We start from the raw sequence: 17,668 nt of genomic DNA on the forward strand, positions 1-17,668 counted from the left end.
ATGTGAAACACAACTGCAATCCAATTGTAAGATTATTTTTCAGCTATATGGTAATAGTGATACTAATAAACGAAATTTCATGCGCAACAAGATACTTAATTTTGGAGGCGATTTGCATGAAGGGAATTATTCTTGCAGGCGGAAGCGGAACAAGGCTTTCACCGAGCACTAACAGTATCAATAAACATTTACTAGCAGTCTATGATAAACCAATGATTTATTATCCACTATCCATCTTAATGCTTGGTGGAATTGATGAAATGATGATTATTAGTACACCGGAAGATCGACCACGGTTTGAAAACTTATTAGGTGATGGTTCGCAATTTGGAATATCCTTAACATACCGTGAGCAGCATGATCCAAATGGGATTCCCGAGGCGTTAATTATCGGTGAATCGTTTATAGGAAACGACGATGTAACGTTGATTCTTGGTGACAATATATTTTATGGGCAAGGCTTCACGAATATTTTACGAAACGCAATTAAAAACCACACCCATGCTACCATATTTGGGTATCGCGTAAAGGATCCGAGGAGATTTGGTGTTGTAGAATTTGATGAACAACAGCGCGTACTTTCACTAGAGGAAAAACCTGCATCACCAAAGTCAGATTTCGCCGTTACGGGCTTATATATCTATAGTAACCAAGCGGTAAAAATCGCAAAGAAACTCAACTTTTCTTCCCGTGGAGAACTAGAAATTACCGATGTAAATAAGGAATTCTTAAAGCGTGATCAATTACAGGTACAGTTACTTGGCAGAGGCTTCGCTTGGATGGATGCTGGTACGCATGATTCACTATTCGAAGCATCTGAATTCGTTAAAAACATCCAGCAACGCCAAGGATTTAAGCTTGCATGTCTTGAAGAAATCGCCTATTACATGGGGTATATGTCAAAAGAAGAATTGCATGCAAAAGGCAAAACAATGGAAAAGAACGATTATGGACAATATTTAATCGAAATAGCTAATCGAAAGCATTCCAAACAATACTGGGATTCCATCGAACGTAATCCCGTGCTAGGACTGGTCGAAAATGAATAACAATCAACCCACACTTTTAATTACTGGTGGAGCAGGATTTATCGGATCCAACTTTATCACTTATTTTTCAGCGAAATACCCAGAGATCAAGCTAGTCAACCTAGATAAGCTCACGTATGCTGGGTCAAAACAAAACCTAAACCAGGTGGAAAATCTACCGAACTACCATTTCATTCAGGGAGACATTGCGGATGAAAAATTACTAGACGGTATATTTACTAATTTTGCAATCACTGGTGTCATTCATTTTGCAGCAGAATCCCATGTGGACAGATCAATCGACGATGCATCTCCATTTGTCACAACAAATGTACAAGGGACATTGGCCCTTCTTCAAGCAGCAAAACATGCATGGGAACGAAAAGGAAAATTAAATGAATACCGATTCCATCAAATTTCAACCGATGAAGTGTATGGCTCACTCGGAAAAACGGGCAAATTTAACGAACAAACACCTTACGACCCGCGCAACCCGTATAGCGCAACAAAAGCTAGCGCCAACATGCTTGTCAAAAGCTTCGGTAATACGTATGGCATGAATGTTGTCATTTCTAGCAGTTCAAACAACTATGGTCCACGTCAACATGCTGAAAAGCTTATTCCTACAATCATTCAACATGCGCTTAATAGAAAACCCATTCCGATATATGGCGATGGTAAAAACGTACGTGATTGGCTTTATGTTGATGATCATTGCCGAGCGATTGATACCATTTACCATCATGGAAATCAATTGGAAACGTATAACGTTGGTGGCGGTAATGAGAAAACCAATATTGAAATCGCAATTGAACTATGTGAAATTCTCGATCAAATGGATTACCTCCATTCAAATAGATCGACATTACGATCGTTTAAAGATTTAATTTCCTTCACGGACGATCGACTTGGCCATGATCGAAGGTATGCGGTAGACGACTCGAAATTACGAAAGACACTGGATTTTAAACCTAGCGTATCCCTTTACACTGGACTACAAAAAACAATTGATTGGTATGTGAAACGATGGAAACAACCCGTCCACTAATTTCTATTGTCGTCCCTGTTTACGGTTGTAAAACATGCTTAAAAGAGCTGTGTAACCGAGCGAAGGCGACAATCAAACAAATTCCAGCAAACTATGAAATTATTTTAGTAAACGACGCTAGTCCAGATCAGGTTTGGGAGACGATCCAAGAAATCAATGCAAACGACAAACAAATAAAAGGTCTCAACCTTTCGCGTAATTTCGGGCAGCATCATGCGATTACCGCAGGACTTGATCACACTTCAGGTGATTGGGTAGTTGTCATGGACTGCGACCTTCAGGATCAGCCAGAAGAAATCGAAAAACTATATAAAAAAGCACAAGAAGGTTATGACGTTGTTTTTGGAACTCGTACCGTTCGTCAGGATAATTGGTTCAAGCGCGCATCATCAAAATATTTTTATAAAGTTTATGATTACTTGGCTAACCGTTCATCCGATCATACAATAGCGAATTTTAGTATCTGTTCAAAAAAGGTAATAGAAGGCTACCGTCAAATGAAGGAACAGAACCGCTTCTTTCCAATGTTTATCAAATGGATGGGCTTCAAAAACGCTACAGTTGAAGTGGATCATAATCAACGGCAAGAAGGTAAATCGTCCTACAATATTAAAAAATTAATTGTACTTGCGACAGACGCTATTATTTCCCAGTCCAATAAGCCGCTTCGATTATCGATCCAGTTTGGCTTTCTTATTTCACTTGTGTCATTTCTCTACGGAGTCTATTTGATGTTTCGTTACTTTTTCCTGTTTCAGCCCGTACCAGGATGGACTAGTGTAATGGTATCCATTTACTTTATCGGAGGTTTAATATTCTTTAATTTTGGCGTTCTTGGCTTATACATTGGGAAAGTGTTCAACGAAACAAAAGCTCGACCACTTTATTTAATCCAGGAAAAAACGAATGCGTTTGATGAAGATGATGATCGGAGGGATGGAACACATGACTAACTTTTTAAAAGAAACACCTTGGGATAAACGAAATTTTAACATGGATACGTATGAATTAACTTCTATATCAGAAGAAGCATTGAAAGAAACGGTTCATACGAAGGGCCACTTTACGGTAAAAGTGAATCCGCTAGAAAACGCTAAGCTATTAGTAGACTATGGGTTTTACTACATGGATACGCTTATTGAACCAGTCTGCCGAAAAGATAACTTACACGTTTTTGAACGAATAGGTACATCGATTTCAAACGATTATAATCGAGAAGAATTACTCGAAATAGCAGAAGAGGCATTCATTCATGGTCGTTTTCACCGTGATTTCAATATCCCAAATCATCAAGCAGACAATCGTTATATGAATTGGCTAAAAGATTTGATGGATAACAATCAAGTATTTTCCCTTTTGTACGAAGATGTTACAGCTGGGTTTTATGCATTCGATCATGACAAGGTATTACTGATGGGGATGAAAGAAGAATTTCGGAGCAGAGGACTCGCCAAAGCATTTGTTAGTCAAGGGTGCTTGAAACAACTTGAAAACGGTCATAGCCATTTACGAACCTCCGTATCTGCTGCAAACGTTGCATCCTTGAACCTTTTCCAAGCGCTTGGTTTTAAATTAAAAAATACCGTGGATGTCTATCACAAGATGAATAGTCCAGCTCAGGTTGGCGTTTAGTGATGGGATTTTTCTATATTTTTGCAACCATCATTTTTACCGTTTATGGACAGCTAATACTAAAGTGGAAGATTGACCAGTATGGAAGTTTACCAGAGGATTTACTAGATAAAGCGACATTTATTTTACGCCTTTTACTAGATCCATTAATTTTGTCGGGCTTTCTTTCAGCCTTTGTCGCATCGCTATTTTGGATGGCAGCCATGACAAAGTTTAATCTAAGCTTTGCTTATCCATTTATGAGTCTATCGTTTGTGCTCGTGTTCATCCTTTCCGTTATGATTTTCGGGGAACCTGTTACAAGCCAGAAAGTTATCGGGCTTGCGTTAATCGTATTAGGGATAATTGTGACAAGTCAATCGTTGTGAGGTGATATGGATGATTCCGTTTAACAAGCCGTGTGTTACTGGCATGGAACAAAACTATATACAAGAAGCACTCCAAACGCCAAAGCTTTCAGGGAATGGTACGTTTGGAAAAAAATGTACAGATTGGTTAGAGGATCGTTTAGGGTGTACGAAAGCATTGTTAACCCCTTCGTGTACGGCCGCGCTTGAAATGAGCGCAATTTTAATCGATGTACAAGAAGGCGATGAAATTATTATGCCATCGTATACATTTGTCTCAACCGCAAACGCATTTGCGCTACGTGGGGCAAGCATTCGTTTCGTTGATGCAGATCCAGCGACAATGAACATCGACCCCGTAGCAATCGAGGAAGCCATAACGGAGCGTACAAAAGCAATTGTCGTTGTACATTATGCCGGTGTTGCGTGTGAGATGGAACAAGTGATGGAGATTGCCAAACGACATCAATTATGGGTAGTGGAAGATGCTGCACAAGCATTGTTAAGTACGTATAAAGGCAAGGCACTTGGAACAATTGGACATTTTGGAACGATAAGTTTTCACGAAACAAAAAATTATACATGTGGGGAAGGTGGCGCATTATTAATTAACCATCCTGCTGCAATTAACCGTGCAGAAATTTTGCAGGAAAAAGGAACGGACCGCTCGCAGTTTTTAAGAGGAGCGGTTGATAAATACACATGGCGTGATATCGGTTCATCCTACTTATTAAGTGACTTAAATGCCGCTTATTTATATGCACAACTAGAGCACGCTGATAAAATTAACGATAATCGCATAACAACATGGAATCAATATGAGGCCGAACTAAGCCAGCTTGAAAAACAAGGTCACGTTTCATTGCCGCACGTACCAGCAGGTTCCATCCACAATGCACACATGTTTTATGTAAAAACAAAGGACGGTACCGAGCGAGGGAAACTGATTCAGCAGTTAAAAGAAGACGGTGTAATGGCAGTATCCCATTATGTACCATTGCACACTTCACACGCTGGGGAAAAATATGGTACGTTTGTCGGTGAAGATCGCGTTACAACCAAAAATAGCGACAGACTGGTACGCTTACCATTATATTACGGAATTGGAGAAGAGGACATCGCGCATGTGGTCAGCAGTGTATACCGCTTTTATCAAATATAAATACATCATACTAGCATGCCTCGTCATCATCGGATATTTGATGCCGTACTACATTTTAGGTGGCGACACCCATATTCGGGTTCACGATAATTTGGACTCGAACATTGTTTGGTATCAAATGCTAGCAGAGAGCGGTAAAATTTTTGCCTCGCCTTCTGCAGAATTTGAAAATGTTATCAATGGATTGCCGAGAAGCTCACTACCTTCAAGCCTTGATGCGATGGTTTGGCTTTACGTGTTATTCGGACCAATGACAGCGTATATCATAAACCAAACGATCATGCGCTTCGTTGCATTTTTTGGCATGTATTTATTAATTAAAAAAACGGTGATGCCCCGGGCACGAATCGAGTGGATTTATGTTGGTGTAGCCTTAGGATTTGCGATGCTTCCGTACTGGCCATCAGGTATGCTTTCCATTGCAGGTCTTCCGCTAGCACTGCACATCTTTTTATCGATTCGAAAAAATGGTTTTAACGTACCAAAATGGCATTGGATCACGATTGTAATCATGCCATTTTTCTCTAGTTTTATTCTAACGTTTGTTTTCTTTTTAAGCGTAATGGGGTTACTTTGGTTAACCGACTGGATCCGAACAAAGCTATTCAACGGTCCATTTTTCACGGCAATTTTTGTGATGAGCCTCATTTATTTGATCAAAAACTATCTTGTGATCTATCAGATGTTTATTAGCAGTAGTTTCACGTCACATCGAAGTGCATTAGACCTTGGCCATAAGGATTTACGTGGAACATTCCAGCTTTTTTTAGAAAACTTCTATCATGGTCATACACATGACATGGCTGTTCATTTTTACGTGATTATTCCAGTTGTTGGAGTGGCATTAATTATCGCGGGAGTGAAGGGCTTAAAAGCGAAATGGCTACTTGGATGTCTGCTTATTAACGCAGCTCTTTCATTGTTTTATGCATTTTGGTATTGGGAAGGCTTGCGTGTATTGAAGGATAACTTCATGGTATTCAATACATTTAATTTTAGTAGAGTCCATTTTTCCCATCCGTTATTTTGGTATTTATGCTTCGGGTTAGCATTGGTTATTTTGTGGAGATATATGAAGTTTGGACGGTTCATTGTTTACGTGTTGATCACCTTACAATGCTTCAATCTTTTTCAGTTAACCGAGGAATTCAAATACGCACGAATCGGTACACCAACATTTAACGAATTTTATTCCCAGCAATTATTTCAAAACATCGAAGAATATATCGGTGAACCGCAATCCTCATATAGGGTTGTAAGTATTGCTATGCACCCAACCATCGCCCAATATAATGGCTTTTATACGCTGGATACGTATAACACGAGTTATCCACTCTCCTATAAGAAAAAATTTCGCGAAGTAATTGCGCCAGAGCTTGAGGAAAGTCCTAAATTGGAGAACTACTATGACACATGGGGAAGCAGAATGTACATGTTTGTCAGTGAACTTGGCAAGGAATATCTGTTTTCTAAAAATAGTGATAAGGTGATAAACCATCTAGATATAAACACCGAGGCATTAAAAAAATTAGGCGGTGACTATATATTTTCCGCACTGCCAATCCAAAATTATAACCAACTCGGACTCACCTATGAAAAAAGCTTCACAACCGAACAATCACCATGGAAAATTTATTTATATAAGTGCGTGTTCAAAAAGGAGGATAAAAAGGACCGAGAAGTTCGAGGCAGCGCAGCTTTGAGTACCGGAACGTATGCTTTTAATACGTGAGGAAACGTTCTAGCACGCAGGAAAAGCGTTTTTCTTTTCCAAGGAACGGAAAAGCAAGCTAACGAGCTTCCACAGGATGTGGTGACTTCTACGTTGCCCACAGGACGTGGGCGGTTTTAGTAGAAGGTCCTATTCAATGTGTCATTTTTACCGGATTTTTTGAACAACCTTTATAAGGTGGCAGCTGAAAAATAATCAGCCGCCACCCCCATTAATTTGACGCCAAACTCGGGTAATACCTTCGACAATTGGCTGGATAACATCAGCATCTGTGTTGTACTGACTATGTGATAATGGCGTCCAGCTAGTTGCCCAATTTCCAACATTAACTTGTAAATCCTTTGTAACAGTGTCTTCATAATACGCATTTAACCCTTTTAACGGAAATGCCAACACATCATCTTTATCATAAAAGTTTAACCATTCACCAACCACATCGGGATAAAGTTTCTCTAATCCAGCAGATGGTATCTGAATCGGTCTACCGAAATCAGCATAACGCATCGACCACAAAGCAAGCGGACTTCCCATTGTATAAAAAAGCGTCAACGTTTCTGCTTGCTCGATTGGTGTATTCGTATTTACTTTTTGTGTCATCGTCCCAATATTTTCTCTTTTAAACTGCAAATCGTAAAAATAGTTACTCGCTACTACCGACCCAAGACTATGACTAATAATACATAGCGGTGCAGTTGCTCCTGCTCTTTCTTTTAACTTCCGGATCGATTCAGCTAAACATGCATTTACACGATCATAATTCTGATTGCCTTGTTTCGTAGGCTGGTATGCTACTGCATCAGCTAAAAACTCTACTACAAAACGGCGTAGCCTAAGATAATCAAGATCCGTGTTTTGTTTCAAACGTTCTAGTAACTTTTCTTCTTCTGCTTCAAAAACCGCTGACCAAAAGATTGATTCAACAATTAGTTCCTGGTCGGCAGCATCGACTCCTGTTTTTTTCGCAAAGCCATCCTTAATCTTTCGAGTCATTTCTTCCGCGAAATCTTCATCTGGTGTTCCTGCCCCATGTAAAAATGCCACAGCAATTTTTTGTGTCACACTAACACCTCCAAAGTCTATATAGTAATAATATAACGAATGGAAGGTGATTATTAAGATGAATTCGACCTATATTGTTAAAATTATCCTGTAAAAACATTTTCTGCAGGATAACGAATTTTCTCTTTTTCCCTTTCCGTTTGGGATATCGATAACATAATCGTTAATGGGCCAACAAGTCCAAGATACATCAAAAACATGATAATTAATTTTCCAATCACACTAAGTCCAGCAGTTATACCCATCGATAATCCGACCGTTCCAAACGCCGATACAGCCTCGAATAATAACGGGAGAAAGGAGAAATCCTCTGTAATTAACAATGTAAATACCGCTATGAAGATAAACGTCAAACTGATAACCACAATGGCTAACGCACGATATACGATTCGTACATCAATTCTTCTGTTAAAAATACTTGGACTCTGCTTTCTCTGTTTTAAAAATGTAACAACAGCGAGTAAAATAATAATGAACGTGGTAATCTTAATACCACCACCGGTAGAAATACTTCCGGCACCGATAAACATTAGTAGCATCATGAGAAAGCTTGTAGGTTCTTCTAGTTCCCCTATTGGAATTGTATTAAATCCAGCTGTCCTAGGAGAAATTCCTTGAAAATAGGCAGCCCAAAATTTGTCCATTATAGGAAGTCCACCTAACGTATTCGGATTGTCAAATTCAATAATAAATATGGCTATAATTGCAACAGTATTAATAATGATCGTTCCAACAATCGTTATTTTAGAGTGAAGAGACAACAACTTAAAACTTTTGGTATACCATAGGTCATGCAATACAGTAAAACCAATACCACCTGTGATGATCATGGAAGTAATAATTAAGTTAACTACTGGATCCCCAACGTAATTCGATAAGCTATCTGGCCAAAGTGCAAACCCTGCATTATTAAACGAAGCAACAATGTGAAAAAGACTGTAATACAATCCCTTCCAGAACCCCATTTCCGGTATCCAGCGATAAGAAAGTAAGATTATACCAATAGCTTCAATAATCAGAGAAAAAATAACAACCCGCTTCACCAACCTAATGATCCCGCCAATAGGAGTTTGTAACTGCTCTTGAATAATTAATCGTTGTCGCAAACCGATTTTTCTACCTAAAAAAATGACAATCATGATTGCAAATGTCATAAAACCGAGTCCACCGACATGAATTAATCCTAAAATAATAAATTGACCAAATAACGAATAAGCAGTTTGTGTATCAACCACCCATAATCCTGTTACTGTAGTGGCAGACGCGGAAGTGAAAAACGCATCAATCCAACTTACTGGCACTTTCGTTGAAATTGGAAGCTTTAACAACACTCCTCCAATTACGATGAGAATCAGGAATCCCAAACCCAAAATTTGTGGTGGCGTGAGTTTTGTTGTATTCAATCGACTTCTCACTTTTTTCTCGAAATGCATGCCAATTACCTCTTTTCCTGTGTTTCAATTACTGCTACATTTTTTTACATAAGATTGAAACAACAATAATAATCAGATTATAAAGCACTATACAGTGGAGGAAATACACGAAGACTCCTGCGGGAAAGCGAAGTGTTGAGACCCCGCAGTGAGCGTACTTTGCTCACGAGGAGGCTCAGCGCAAGCCCGCGGAAAGCGTAGTGTATTTCCGGAACGGTAGTTCCAACCATTTTTCAATTACGCCGCAACTAACTTCAATTACGATGATTAAAGAGAAATATCAAAAAAAGAGTCTCTATATAAAAAAATCCACAAGAGAATAAGATCCCCTTGCAGATTTTAGGCATCACTTAAGACACCTTGCATTTGGTTATGATCTCTCTCTAAACGCTTACGGAGTTAGCTGTCGGATTCGGATGTGTAGAGTCACCCTACCTTTAAGAAAAGCACAAGCATCTTTCACACTCGGAACCGAATTTCGTATGTCCCGAGTTGTAAATGCTAGAGCTAAACATTAAAAGGATTCACCCCTAGTAGCAAATAGCCACGAAAATTGGTTTCCCCGTTTCAATTGAATTCAGCGATTTTGATTTTTATATCATTAAGATGGAATTCATAATACGCTTGTGATTTTAAAGTGTAAAGTATCAAATTCATGCAAAAATGACTAAAATCATTATTTTTTCTTCAAAGAACTATTTTTTTCTCTAATTTTCTATAGTTTATAACATTTATCACACTTAATTGACACCAAAAATTATATAAAAGATACAAAGAGAGTTGCCGACGATGCATGCGGACTCAGATGCCCCTATTTCACGTAAATTACCCTTTTTTAAGTACGACGCGGACACCAAAGACTCTATTTTCGTAAAAACACAATAAATCACTACTTTTTTACTAAATAAGGACTCTGGTGTCCGCTACATTCCAACATTTTCCCTTTTATAGACAAATAGAGAATCTGGTGTCCGCTAAATCGGAAAAAATAGTTTAGCACGATTGTGTCTAACCAAAGCGCATACTTCAAAAATGTTTCACTGGGAAGTAATCACACACAGAAAATCCAACCAAAAAACACCAGAATTACGACCAACTAAAGTAATTCTGGTGCTCTATCTACGCGCGCTCTAACATGCGTTCTAGTGCTACTCCCGCCCACTTTGCAATTTCAGGTTCAACGGTTATTTGATTGTTAATCTCGCCTTTTTCAATTGATTCCATTGTCCATAGCAAATGAGGAAGATCGATTCGGTTCATCGTTAGACATGGACACATCTGTGGATTCAGCGAAAATACCTCTTTATCTGCATGTTGTTTTGTCAATCGATTAACTAGATTCATCTCCGTTCCAACCGCCCATTTTGTGCCTGGTTCTGCTTTACCGATTGTTTCAATAATATACTTTGTTGAACCAGCATAATCAGACAATGCTACTACTTCTCGGCTACATTCTGGATGAACGATAATGTTCACATCCGGTCGTTCAGAACGTAAAGCCTCAATGTTGTGAACGGTAAAGTTTTCGTGTACCGAGCAATGACCTTTCCATAAAATCACCCGAACCCGGTCCAAATCACCATCATACTCAAAGCGCTCTGAAATCGGGTCCCAGACAGCCATTTCATCCAAGCCTATCCCAAGATCATACGCCGTATTACGCCCTAAGTGCTGGTCAGGCAAAAACAAGATTCGTTCCTTCTCTCCTAACGCCCATTCAAGCATTTTTTTCGCATTTGATGAAGTTACAGTTGCTCCACCATTTTTTCCAACAAAGCTTTTAATTGCTGCTGTAGAATTGACGTACGTTAGCGGAATAATAGTGTCACCAAAGACCTGCTGCATTTCTTTCCAACCACGTTCGGTCTGATCAATGTTTGCCATATCCGCCATTGAACAACCTGCTCGCATATCTGGTAAGATAACCTTTTGTTCGTCTCCAGTTAAAATATCCGCTGTCTCTGCCATAAAATGAACACCGCAAAATACAATGTATGCTGCTTTTGTATTTTTTGCTGAAACCTGTGCAAGCTGCAAGGAATCTCCAGTTTCATCTGCGAATTGAATTACCTCGTCTTTTTGATAATGGTGTCCTGGAATAAATACGCGATCGCCTAACTTTTCTTTAATTTCACTAACACGCGCCACCATTTCCGCTTCAGATAACGTTTTATAATGGTCGGGTAACATTTGACCAGTTTTGCCTTGAATTAAATCGAGTAAACTCATTGTCGCTTCCTCCTATCGAACTAATAAACTAATATCTAAAGCTTTTACCGAATGGGTCAAAAACCCAAGTGAAATATAGTTGACACCTGTTCCAGCGTATCCCGCAAGATTCACTGGTGTGATGCCACCAGAGGCTTCTGTGATAATAGATTCTGGTACGTATTGCACAAATTCCTTGACCTCTTCTGGAGTCCGGTTATCAAACATGATCACATCAGCACCGGCTTCTACCGCTTCAAGTACTTCTTCCTTCGTCTCGGTTTCTACTTCAATTTTTACCATATGCCCACAGTTTTCCCGTACCGCCGTCACTGCCTTCCTAATCGATCCACAAAATGAAATATGATTATCCTTAATCATCACACCATCATATAGCCCGAACCGGTGATTTTTTCCGCCTCCAGTTACAACAGCATATTTTTCAAGCATGCGTAACCCTGGCGTTGTTTTTCGAGTATCGCATAAATGAATTTTTGGATCATTCAATGTCTGCACACATTCATTAGTCAGCGTCGCAATTCCACTCATCCGTTGCACCAAATTAAGAATTACGCGCTCTCCACCTAAAATGCTCACAATAGGACCTTCAACCTCAGCAATTTGATCTCCAGCATTGACATGATCTCCATCTTGACGGAAAAATGTAACCTTCATTTGATGATCGATTAATTGATACGCTTCCTGTATAATTGTCAGCCCAGCTAATGTGCCGCTTGCTTTTGCAAAAAATACCCCTTTCCCCTGCTCATTTGGAGGGAAAATAGCACTGCTCGTCAGGTCGCGGTCACCTATGTCTTCTAGTAAAAATTGCTGTAAAAGTACTCGTAATTTTAATGAATTCATACGCTAATCTCCTCTTGTAGCTTCAGTATCTTTTCGTTGCGTATTGATGCACCATTTGATTGCGGAAAATCAGACCGATAATGTGTACCTCTGCTTTCTTTACGGTCCAATGCCGACATGGTAATTAACCATGCGGTTGTTAACATATTCACAATCTCAACCTGATGAATCGATAGATTTTTTATATCTACATGCAAAAAGTCAAAACGCTCCAACCATTCTTTCATTGTCACTAAACCTTGTTCGTCCCTTATAACACCTACATGTTGCATCATTTTTTGTTGAACATCGGTTTTGGTTGGAAGGCATGGGCTTTGCTTGCTTGTTTCTTGATATGAAAAAGCCTTATTTTCAATCAGAGGACTATCACTTGCTAAAATTGCTTCAGCAGTCATATTTCCAAATACAATACCTTCTAATAATGAATTGCTCGCAATTCGATTCGCACCATGTACTCCAGTACAGGCAACTTCTCCAACAGCATATAGTCCCCCCATCGATGTTTTTCCAATTGGACTTGCCTTAATACCGCCGATCAAAAAGTGTGCACCGGGAATAATCGGTATCAATTGATCATTGAGATCAATTCCATTATCTATACACATTCGGTAAATAGTTGGAAATCTAGTGGCAAAGTTTTTTACATTTTTAATAGATAAATATACTTGTTTTCCAAGACGTATTTCGTTAAAAATAGCTCTGGCTACAACATCACGTGGTGCCAAATCCTTTAATTTATGAATTCCATCCATAATGAAATGACCTTCACTATTTACGAGTACGGCCCCTTCACCACGGGCTGCTTCCGAAACCAGCCCGAGTGTTTTTTCACCGTCATATAATAACGTTGGATGAAACTGCACAAACTCCATATCGGAAATCTCTACCCCAGCACGGAACGCCATAGCAATACCATCACCAGTTATCGTTCTATCATTCGATGTGTACGAATATAGCTGCCCACATCCACCAGTTGCAAGAATAGTAGTGCCAGCTAAATGATTGTGCAAATTACCAGTAACATCCTTGGTTGTGACCCCCATACATTGTCGCTCTCGAACAACCAAATCTACTACAAACTGATCTTCCACTATGGTTACTTTATTCTTCATCCGTTGAAGCATAAATTCGATTAACGCTTTACCGGTAGCGTCACCGCCAGCATGAAGGATGCGCCGTCTTAAATGCCCACCTTCTTGACCTAAATTCCATGTACCATCTGAATTTTGGTCAAATAGCATCCCTTTTTCCACCAACTTGAATAAATGGTTTGCTCCATGTTGAATCAACGTTTGTAAGTTTACTAGATCATGATGCTGGCATCCTGCCTTAACAGTGTCCTGAAAATGGTCAAACCAATGATCTTCTTTATCTACAGGAGCAGCAATTCCACCTTGCGCATGAAACGAATTACTCGACGTTTTCTTTGACTTTGTGAATATAATCACATTTTTATCCGTTGCTAATCGATCAGCGATCGTCAAAGCAGCAATACCGCTCCCAACAATAATCACATCGTGAATAGACATGGTTATATCTCCCTAAATGTTATCTGTATATTTATATGTCTTGACACCTATATTTACACACAATTAAACTATTGACAAGAACTTTTTTCATTTTCCCATGTTTTTATTCGTCAGGAGTGTTGAGATGATTTATTTAGACTATGCGGCAACCACCCCTATTTCAGAGGAATCTTTAACGATTTATAACGAGGTTTCCAGATCCTATTTCGGAAATACGAGTAGCTTGCACGATGTTGGTTCAAAAGCTTCCCAAATTGTTGAGGCGGCAAGAAAAGAGCTAGCATATTTATTACATTGCCGTGATAGCGGAATATACTTTACCAGTGGTGGAACAGAATCGAATACACTTGCACTAACTTCCCTTATTGATGCACATAAGGAAAAAGGGAATCATTTGATCACAACTGTATCCGAGCATTCTTCTGTTTATCATTTTTTTAATCAAATGGAAAAAATCGGGTTTGATGTGACGTACCTATCGTTGGATCAGTATGGGCAAGTAAGGTTGGAGGATGTTCAAAACGCTATTCGGAAAACGACAATTTTGGCATCAATCCATCATGGCAATGGTGAAATTGGTACACTTCAGCCAATTGAGGAAATAGGAAAATTACTCCATCAGAATGGAATAGTACTCCATTGTGATGCAGTTCAAACTTTCGGTAAGATTCCTATTGATCTCCGTACTGCAAATGTTGATAGTCTATCCATTTCTAGCCACAAAATATATGGACCAAAAGGCGTCGGTGCACTATACATTAATCCAGACGTAAAATGGAAGGCGCAGTTACCAAATACGACCCATGAAATGGGATTACGTCCAGGAACAGTGAACGTTCCGGGAATTGCAGCGTTTGTTACTTCCGCTAAAGCAGTATGTGATGATAGAATAAAGGAACATAATCGAATCGATGAACTTCGCAAGTCATTTATTGAACGGCTTAAACAGCTACCAGTATCGATTAAATTAGAAGGTCATCCGACTAACTACCTTCCACATATTCTTGGTCTACGTTTTGAAGGAATGGAAGGACAGTACGTAATGCTTGAGTGTAACCGACATGGTATTGCACTTTCTACTGGAAGCGCCTGTCAAGTCGGCAACCAAAAGCCATCACGAACACTTAAAGCTTTAGGTAGAACAGACATGGAGGCAAAGCAGTTTGTCCGCCTATCGTTAGGGAAGCATACAACAAATGACGATGTCGAACAAACGATTCAAGCATTACAAGCCATCACTGAAAAATTCTTTCTTATCTAAGGAGGAGCAACAATGGGTAACACGGCGAAGCTATCGTCTGCAGCAAGGCAGGCATTAATTTTAAAAAGTCTACAGGAAGGTGAACAGCCAATTACTGGAAGTGACTTTGCAGAGAAAACAGGGGTAAGTAGACAAGTTATCGTTCAGGACATTTCTATTTTGAAGGCAAAAAATGAACCGATAATCGCGACGAGCCAAGGCTATCTATATGTAAAACAACCAATTACAGAAGCAGCCCATAGCAAGGTGATCGCCTGTAAACATAAACCAGCCGAAACAGAAAAGGAATTAACCATAATTGTTGACCACGGTGTTACGGTCAAGGACGTTACAGTGGAGCATCCTGTATACGGTGATCTAACAGCTTCCATTTTGGTCAGTAATCGCCATGAAGTAGAAAAATTCATAAGGAAAATTGAGGACACCAAAGCAGCTTATTTATCTACGTTGACAGAAGGTATCCATATGCACACATTAGAAGCGGATACAAAAGAAAAAATTGAAGCAGCTTGCGAAGCATTGCGTAAAGAAGGTATTTTGTTGTAAAAAGGCAGAATCGAGCATTACAATATACTGCATAGCTTTATCAGTGCAAAAAAAGAAGCAGTGACCCGAAATGGCCACTGCTTCTTTTGTGTTTATTAATCTACCGGTACTACTTCAGCCCACTTATAGTCATAAATTGGACTTGTAGGATTGTGCACAACACCTGAAATCTTAGGTGAAATTAATTGAGCACGAGAACTTTGATAGATTGGTGCGATTGCTGCATCTTCTGCAAGGATTTGACCTGCTTTTAAGAATGCTTCAAAACGCTTAACTGGATCCTTAATATATTTGTTGTTTGCAGCTTCAATTAGCTTATCATACTCTGGATTAGAGTAACCCATTAGGTTATTTCCACCATCAGTTACCCATAGATTTAACCACGTATTTGGATCCTGGTAGTCAGGTAACCATCCAGCAAACTGGATTTGATAATCCATGTTTGTGTCAAGCTCTAACTTTTGCTCGAACGGCACTTGCTTAAGCTCGATATTCAGTCCTGGAAGATTCGTTTCCATTTGGTTAGCAAGGTATTCATTCATTAACTTAGTAGTTGCACCATCGCCACCTAGGAACTCAAGTGTAACTTTTTCCTTACCAATCTCTTCTAAGCCTTTTTCCCAAAGTTCTTTTGCTTTTTCAGGATCAAACGTTACTAGATCTCCATTGATTTCGCGGAAGTCCTCGCCAGTTTCTGGATGGAAAGAGAATTCCTTAGGAAGAAATCCAGTGGCAGCAGTTGAACCATCATTTAATACTTCTTCAACTAATGCTTGCTTGTTAAATGATTTACTGATCGCCTTACGAATATTCACGTTCGCAAGAGCCTCAGAAGTTGTTTGGTTAAACTTCAACCAGAAAATTGACGCTTCTGGTGTAACTACGAAATTTTCATCTGATGCGTATTGGTCAACGATATCTGCAGATAGACCAGCACGATCTACTTCGCCTTTGTTATATAAATCCACTCCAACTTGCGGATCTTTTACTACATCAAACGTTAATTTTTCTAAAGTTACTGTCTCAGCATCCCAATAAGTATCATTCTTAGCTAATGTCCAGCTAGTTGCAGTACTGTTCCAATTTTCCAATGTAAATGGTCCGTTCGTTAACATTGTATCTGAACTAGTTGCAAATTTATCTCCTTGTGCTTTTACAAATTCTTCATTAACCGGATAGAAAGTTGCAAATGCAGCAAGTTCTAAGAAATATGGTGTTGGCTTCTCAAGCGTAACTTGGAAAGTATAATCATCTACTGCTTTTACACCAAGTTCTTCAACTGGTACTTCACCTTTGTTAACAGCATTAGCATTTTTAACTACGCCACCCATCATGTATGGTCCGTATGCAGATCCTACATCAGGATCCACTGCACGTTGCCAAGCAAAGACAAAGTCATGTGCAGTTACAGGATCTCCGTTTTCCCATGTTGCATCTTCACGTAGATGGAATGTCCACGTTAATCCGTCTTCACTAACTTCATGTTCTGTTGCAATACCAGGAGTTAATTCTCCTTCTTTTTGACGATAAAGCCCCTCATACGTATTGCCTAAATAAATCGCAGCGATTGCGTCAGTAGAAAGCTGTGGATCCATTGAAGGAATTACATCACCTTCTAACAGATTAAGCACCTGTTCTACCTCTTCGCCGCCTTCAGTTGTTGTTTCTCCACCTTCGTCTGTTCCTTCTGACCCCTGTGAATCAGAATCGCCGCCTCCATCACCGGAGCAAGCTACCATGAAAATACTTAGCAATAAACCTAATGCTAAGAGCAATGAAATTTTAGAAAATTTCATGGCTAATTTCCCTCCCTTTTATT

The 17,668-nt window shown here is 39.4% G+C and carries 15 protein-coding genes and 1 riboswitch; of the genes, 9 read left to right on the forward strand and 6 right to left on the reverse strand.

The window, feature by feature from the left end; genetic code table 11:
- Positions 1-116: 116 nt before the first annotated feature.
- The 7 genes from rfbA to ACY9Z2_RS00100 are packed head-to-tail and all read left to right on the forward strand — an operon-like array spanning position 117 to position 6,949.
- Positions 117-1,049, forward strand: coding sequence for a glucose-1-phosphate thymidylyltransferase RfbA (gene rfbA, locus ACY9Z2_RS00070; protein ID WP_463607553.1), 933 nt, complete (start codon positions 117-119; stop codon positions 1,047-1,049).
- Positions 1,042-2,076 carry a dTDP-glucose 4,6-dehydratase gene (gene rfbB / locus ACY9Z2_RS00075; RefSeq protein ID WP_463607554.1) on the forward strand — a complete coding sequence of 345 codons (1,035 nt, stop codon included), beginning with the start codon at positions 1,042-1,044 and terminating at the stop codon, positions 2,074-2,076. The genes rfbA and rfbB overlap by 8 nt, the downstream gene beginning before the upstream one ends.
- Positions 2,055-3,029, forward strand: coding sequence for a glycosyltransferase family 2 protein (locus ACY9Z2_RS00080; protein WP_463607555.1), 975 nt, complete (start codon positions 2,055-2,057; stop codon positions 3,027-3,029). Before rfbB ends, ACY9Z2_RS00080 begins: the two co-directional genes overlap by 22 nt.
- A complete protein-coding gene (locus tag ACY9Z2_RS00085; protein WP_463607556.1) occupies positions 3,022-3,708 on the forward strand; it encodes a GNAT family N-acetyltransferase in 687 nt (228 codons plus the stop codon). Before ACY9Z2_RS00080 ends, ACY9Z2_RS00085 begins: the two co-directional genes overlap by 8 nt.
- A gap of 2 nt (positions 3,709-3,710) precedes the next feature.
- Positions 3,711-4,076: an EamA family transporter gene (locus tag ACY9Z2_RS00090; protein WP_463607557.1), complete on the forward strand. Its 366-nt coding sequence runs from the start codon at positions 3,711-3,713 to the stop codon at positions 4,074-4,076.
- Between the two features lie 43 nt (positions 4,077-4,119).
- Positions 4,120-5,217 carry a dTDP-4-amino-4,6-dideoxygalactose transaminase gene (gene rffA / locus ACY9Z2_RS00095; RefSeq protein WP_463607558.1) on the forward strand — a complete coding sequence of 366 codons (1,098 nt, stop codon included), beginning with the start codon at positions 4,120-4,122 and terminating at the stop codon, positions 5,215-5,217.
- 40 nt (positions 5,218-5,257) lie between these two features.
- Entirely contained in the window at positions 5,258-6,949 is a 1,692-nt protein-coding gene (locus ACY9Z2_RS00100) for a DUF6044 family protein (protein WP_463607559.1), read from the forward strand.
- Between the two features lie 195 nt (positions 6,950-7,144).
- Here the strand turns inward: ACY9Z2_RS00100 and ACY9Z2_RS00105 are convergent, their stop codons facing one another.
- The 5 genes from ACY9Z2_RS00105 to nadB form a co-directional block, all read right to left on the reverse strand.
- Positions 7,145-8,008: a chemotaxis protein gene (locus ACY9Z2_RS00105; RefSeq protein WP_463607560.1), complete on the reverse strand. Its 864-nt coding sequence runs from the start codon at positions 8,006-8,008 to the stop codon at positions 7,145-7,147.
- Positions 8,009-8,091: 83 nt separating this feature from the next.
- A complete protein-coding gene (locus ACY9Z2_RS00110) occupies positions 8,092-9,441 on the reverse strand; it encodes a TrkH family potassium uptake protein (protein WP_463607561.1) in 1,350 nt (449 codons plus the stop codon).
- 372 nt (positions 9,442-9,813) lie between these two features.
- Positions 9,814-10,034, reverse strand: a riboswitch (cyclic di-AMP (ydaO/yuaA leader).
- Between the two features lie 526 nt (positions 10,035-10,560).
- On the reverse strand, positions 10,561-11,670 hold the full coding sequence (gene nadA, locus ACY9Z2_RS00115; RefSeq protein WP_463607562.1) for a quinolinate synthase NadA: 1,110 nt from the start codon (positions 11,668-11,670) through the stop codon (positions 10,561-10,563).
- Between the two features lie 12 nt (positions 11,671-11,682).
- The gene (gene nadC / locus ACY9Z2_RS00120; protein WP_463607563.1) at positions 11,683-12,513 is read right to left on the reverse strand and encodes a carboxylating nicotinate-nucleotide diphosphorylase; all 831 of its coding nucleotides are present in this window, start codon (positions 12,511-12,513) and stop codon (positions 11,683-11,685) included.
- Positions 12,510-14,042, reverse strand: coding sequence for an L-aspartate oxidase (nadB, locus tag ACY9Z2_RS00125; protein WP_463607564.1), 1,533 nt, complete (start codon positions 14,040-14,042; stop codon positions 12,510-12,512). The genes nadC and nadB overlap by 4 nt, the downstream gene beginning before the upstream one ends.
- Positions 14,043-14,166: 124 nt before the next feature.
- On the opposite strand from nadB, the gene ACY9Z2_RS00130 reads away from it, so the two are divergent.
- On the forward strand, positions 14,167-15,303 hold the full coding sequence (locus tag ACY9Z2_RS00130) for an IscS subfamily cysteine desulfurase (protein ID WP_463607565.1): 1,137 nt from the start codon (positions 14,167-14,169) through the stop codon (positions 15,301-15,303).
- Positions 15,304-15,315: 12 nt separating this feature from the next.
- Positions 15,316-15,849, forward strand: a complete 534-nt coding sequence (locus tag ACY9Z2_RS00135) for a transcription repressor NadR (protein WP_463607566.1) — start codon at positions 15,316-15,318, stop codon at positions 15,847-15,849.
- 95 nt (positions 15,850-15,944) lie between these two features.
- Here the strand turns inward: ACY9Z2_RS00135 and ACY9Z2_RS00140 are convergent, their stop codons facing one another.
- Positions 15,945-17,645: a peptide ABC transporter substrate-binding protein gene (locus tag ACY9Z2_RS00140; protein ID WP_463607567.1), complete on the reverse strand. Its 1,701-nt coding sequence runs from the start codon at positions 17,643-17,645 to the stop codon at positions 15,945-15,947.
- Positions 17,646-17,668: the final 23 nt, after the last annotated feature.

This window comes from Virgibacillus sp. GM2-2 (assembly GCF_055329585.1).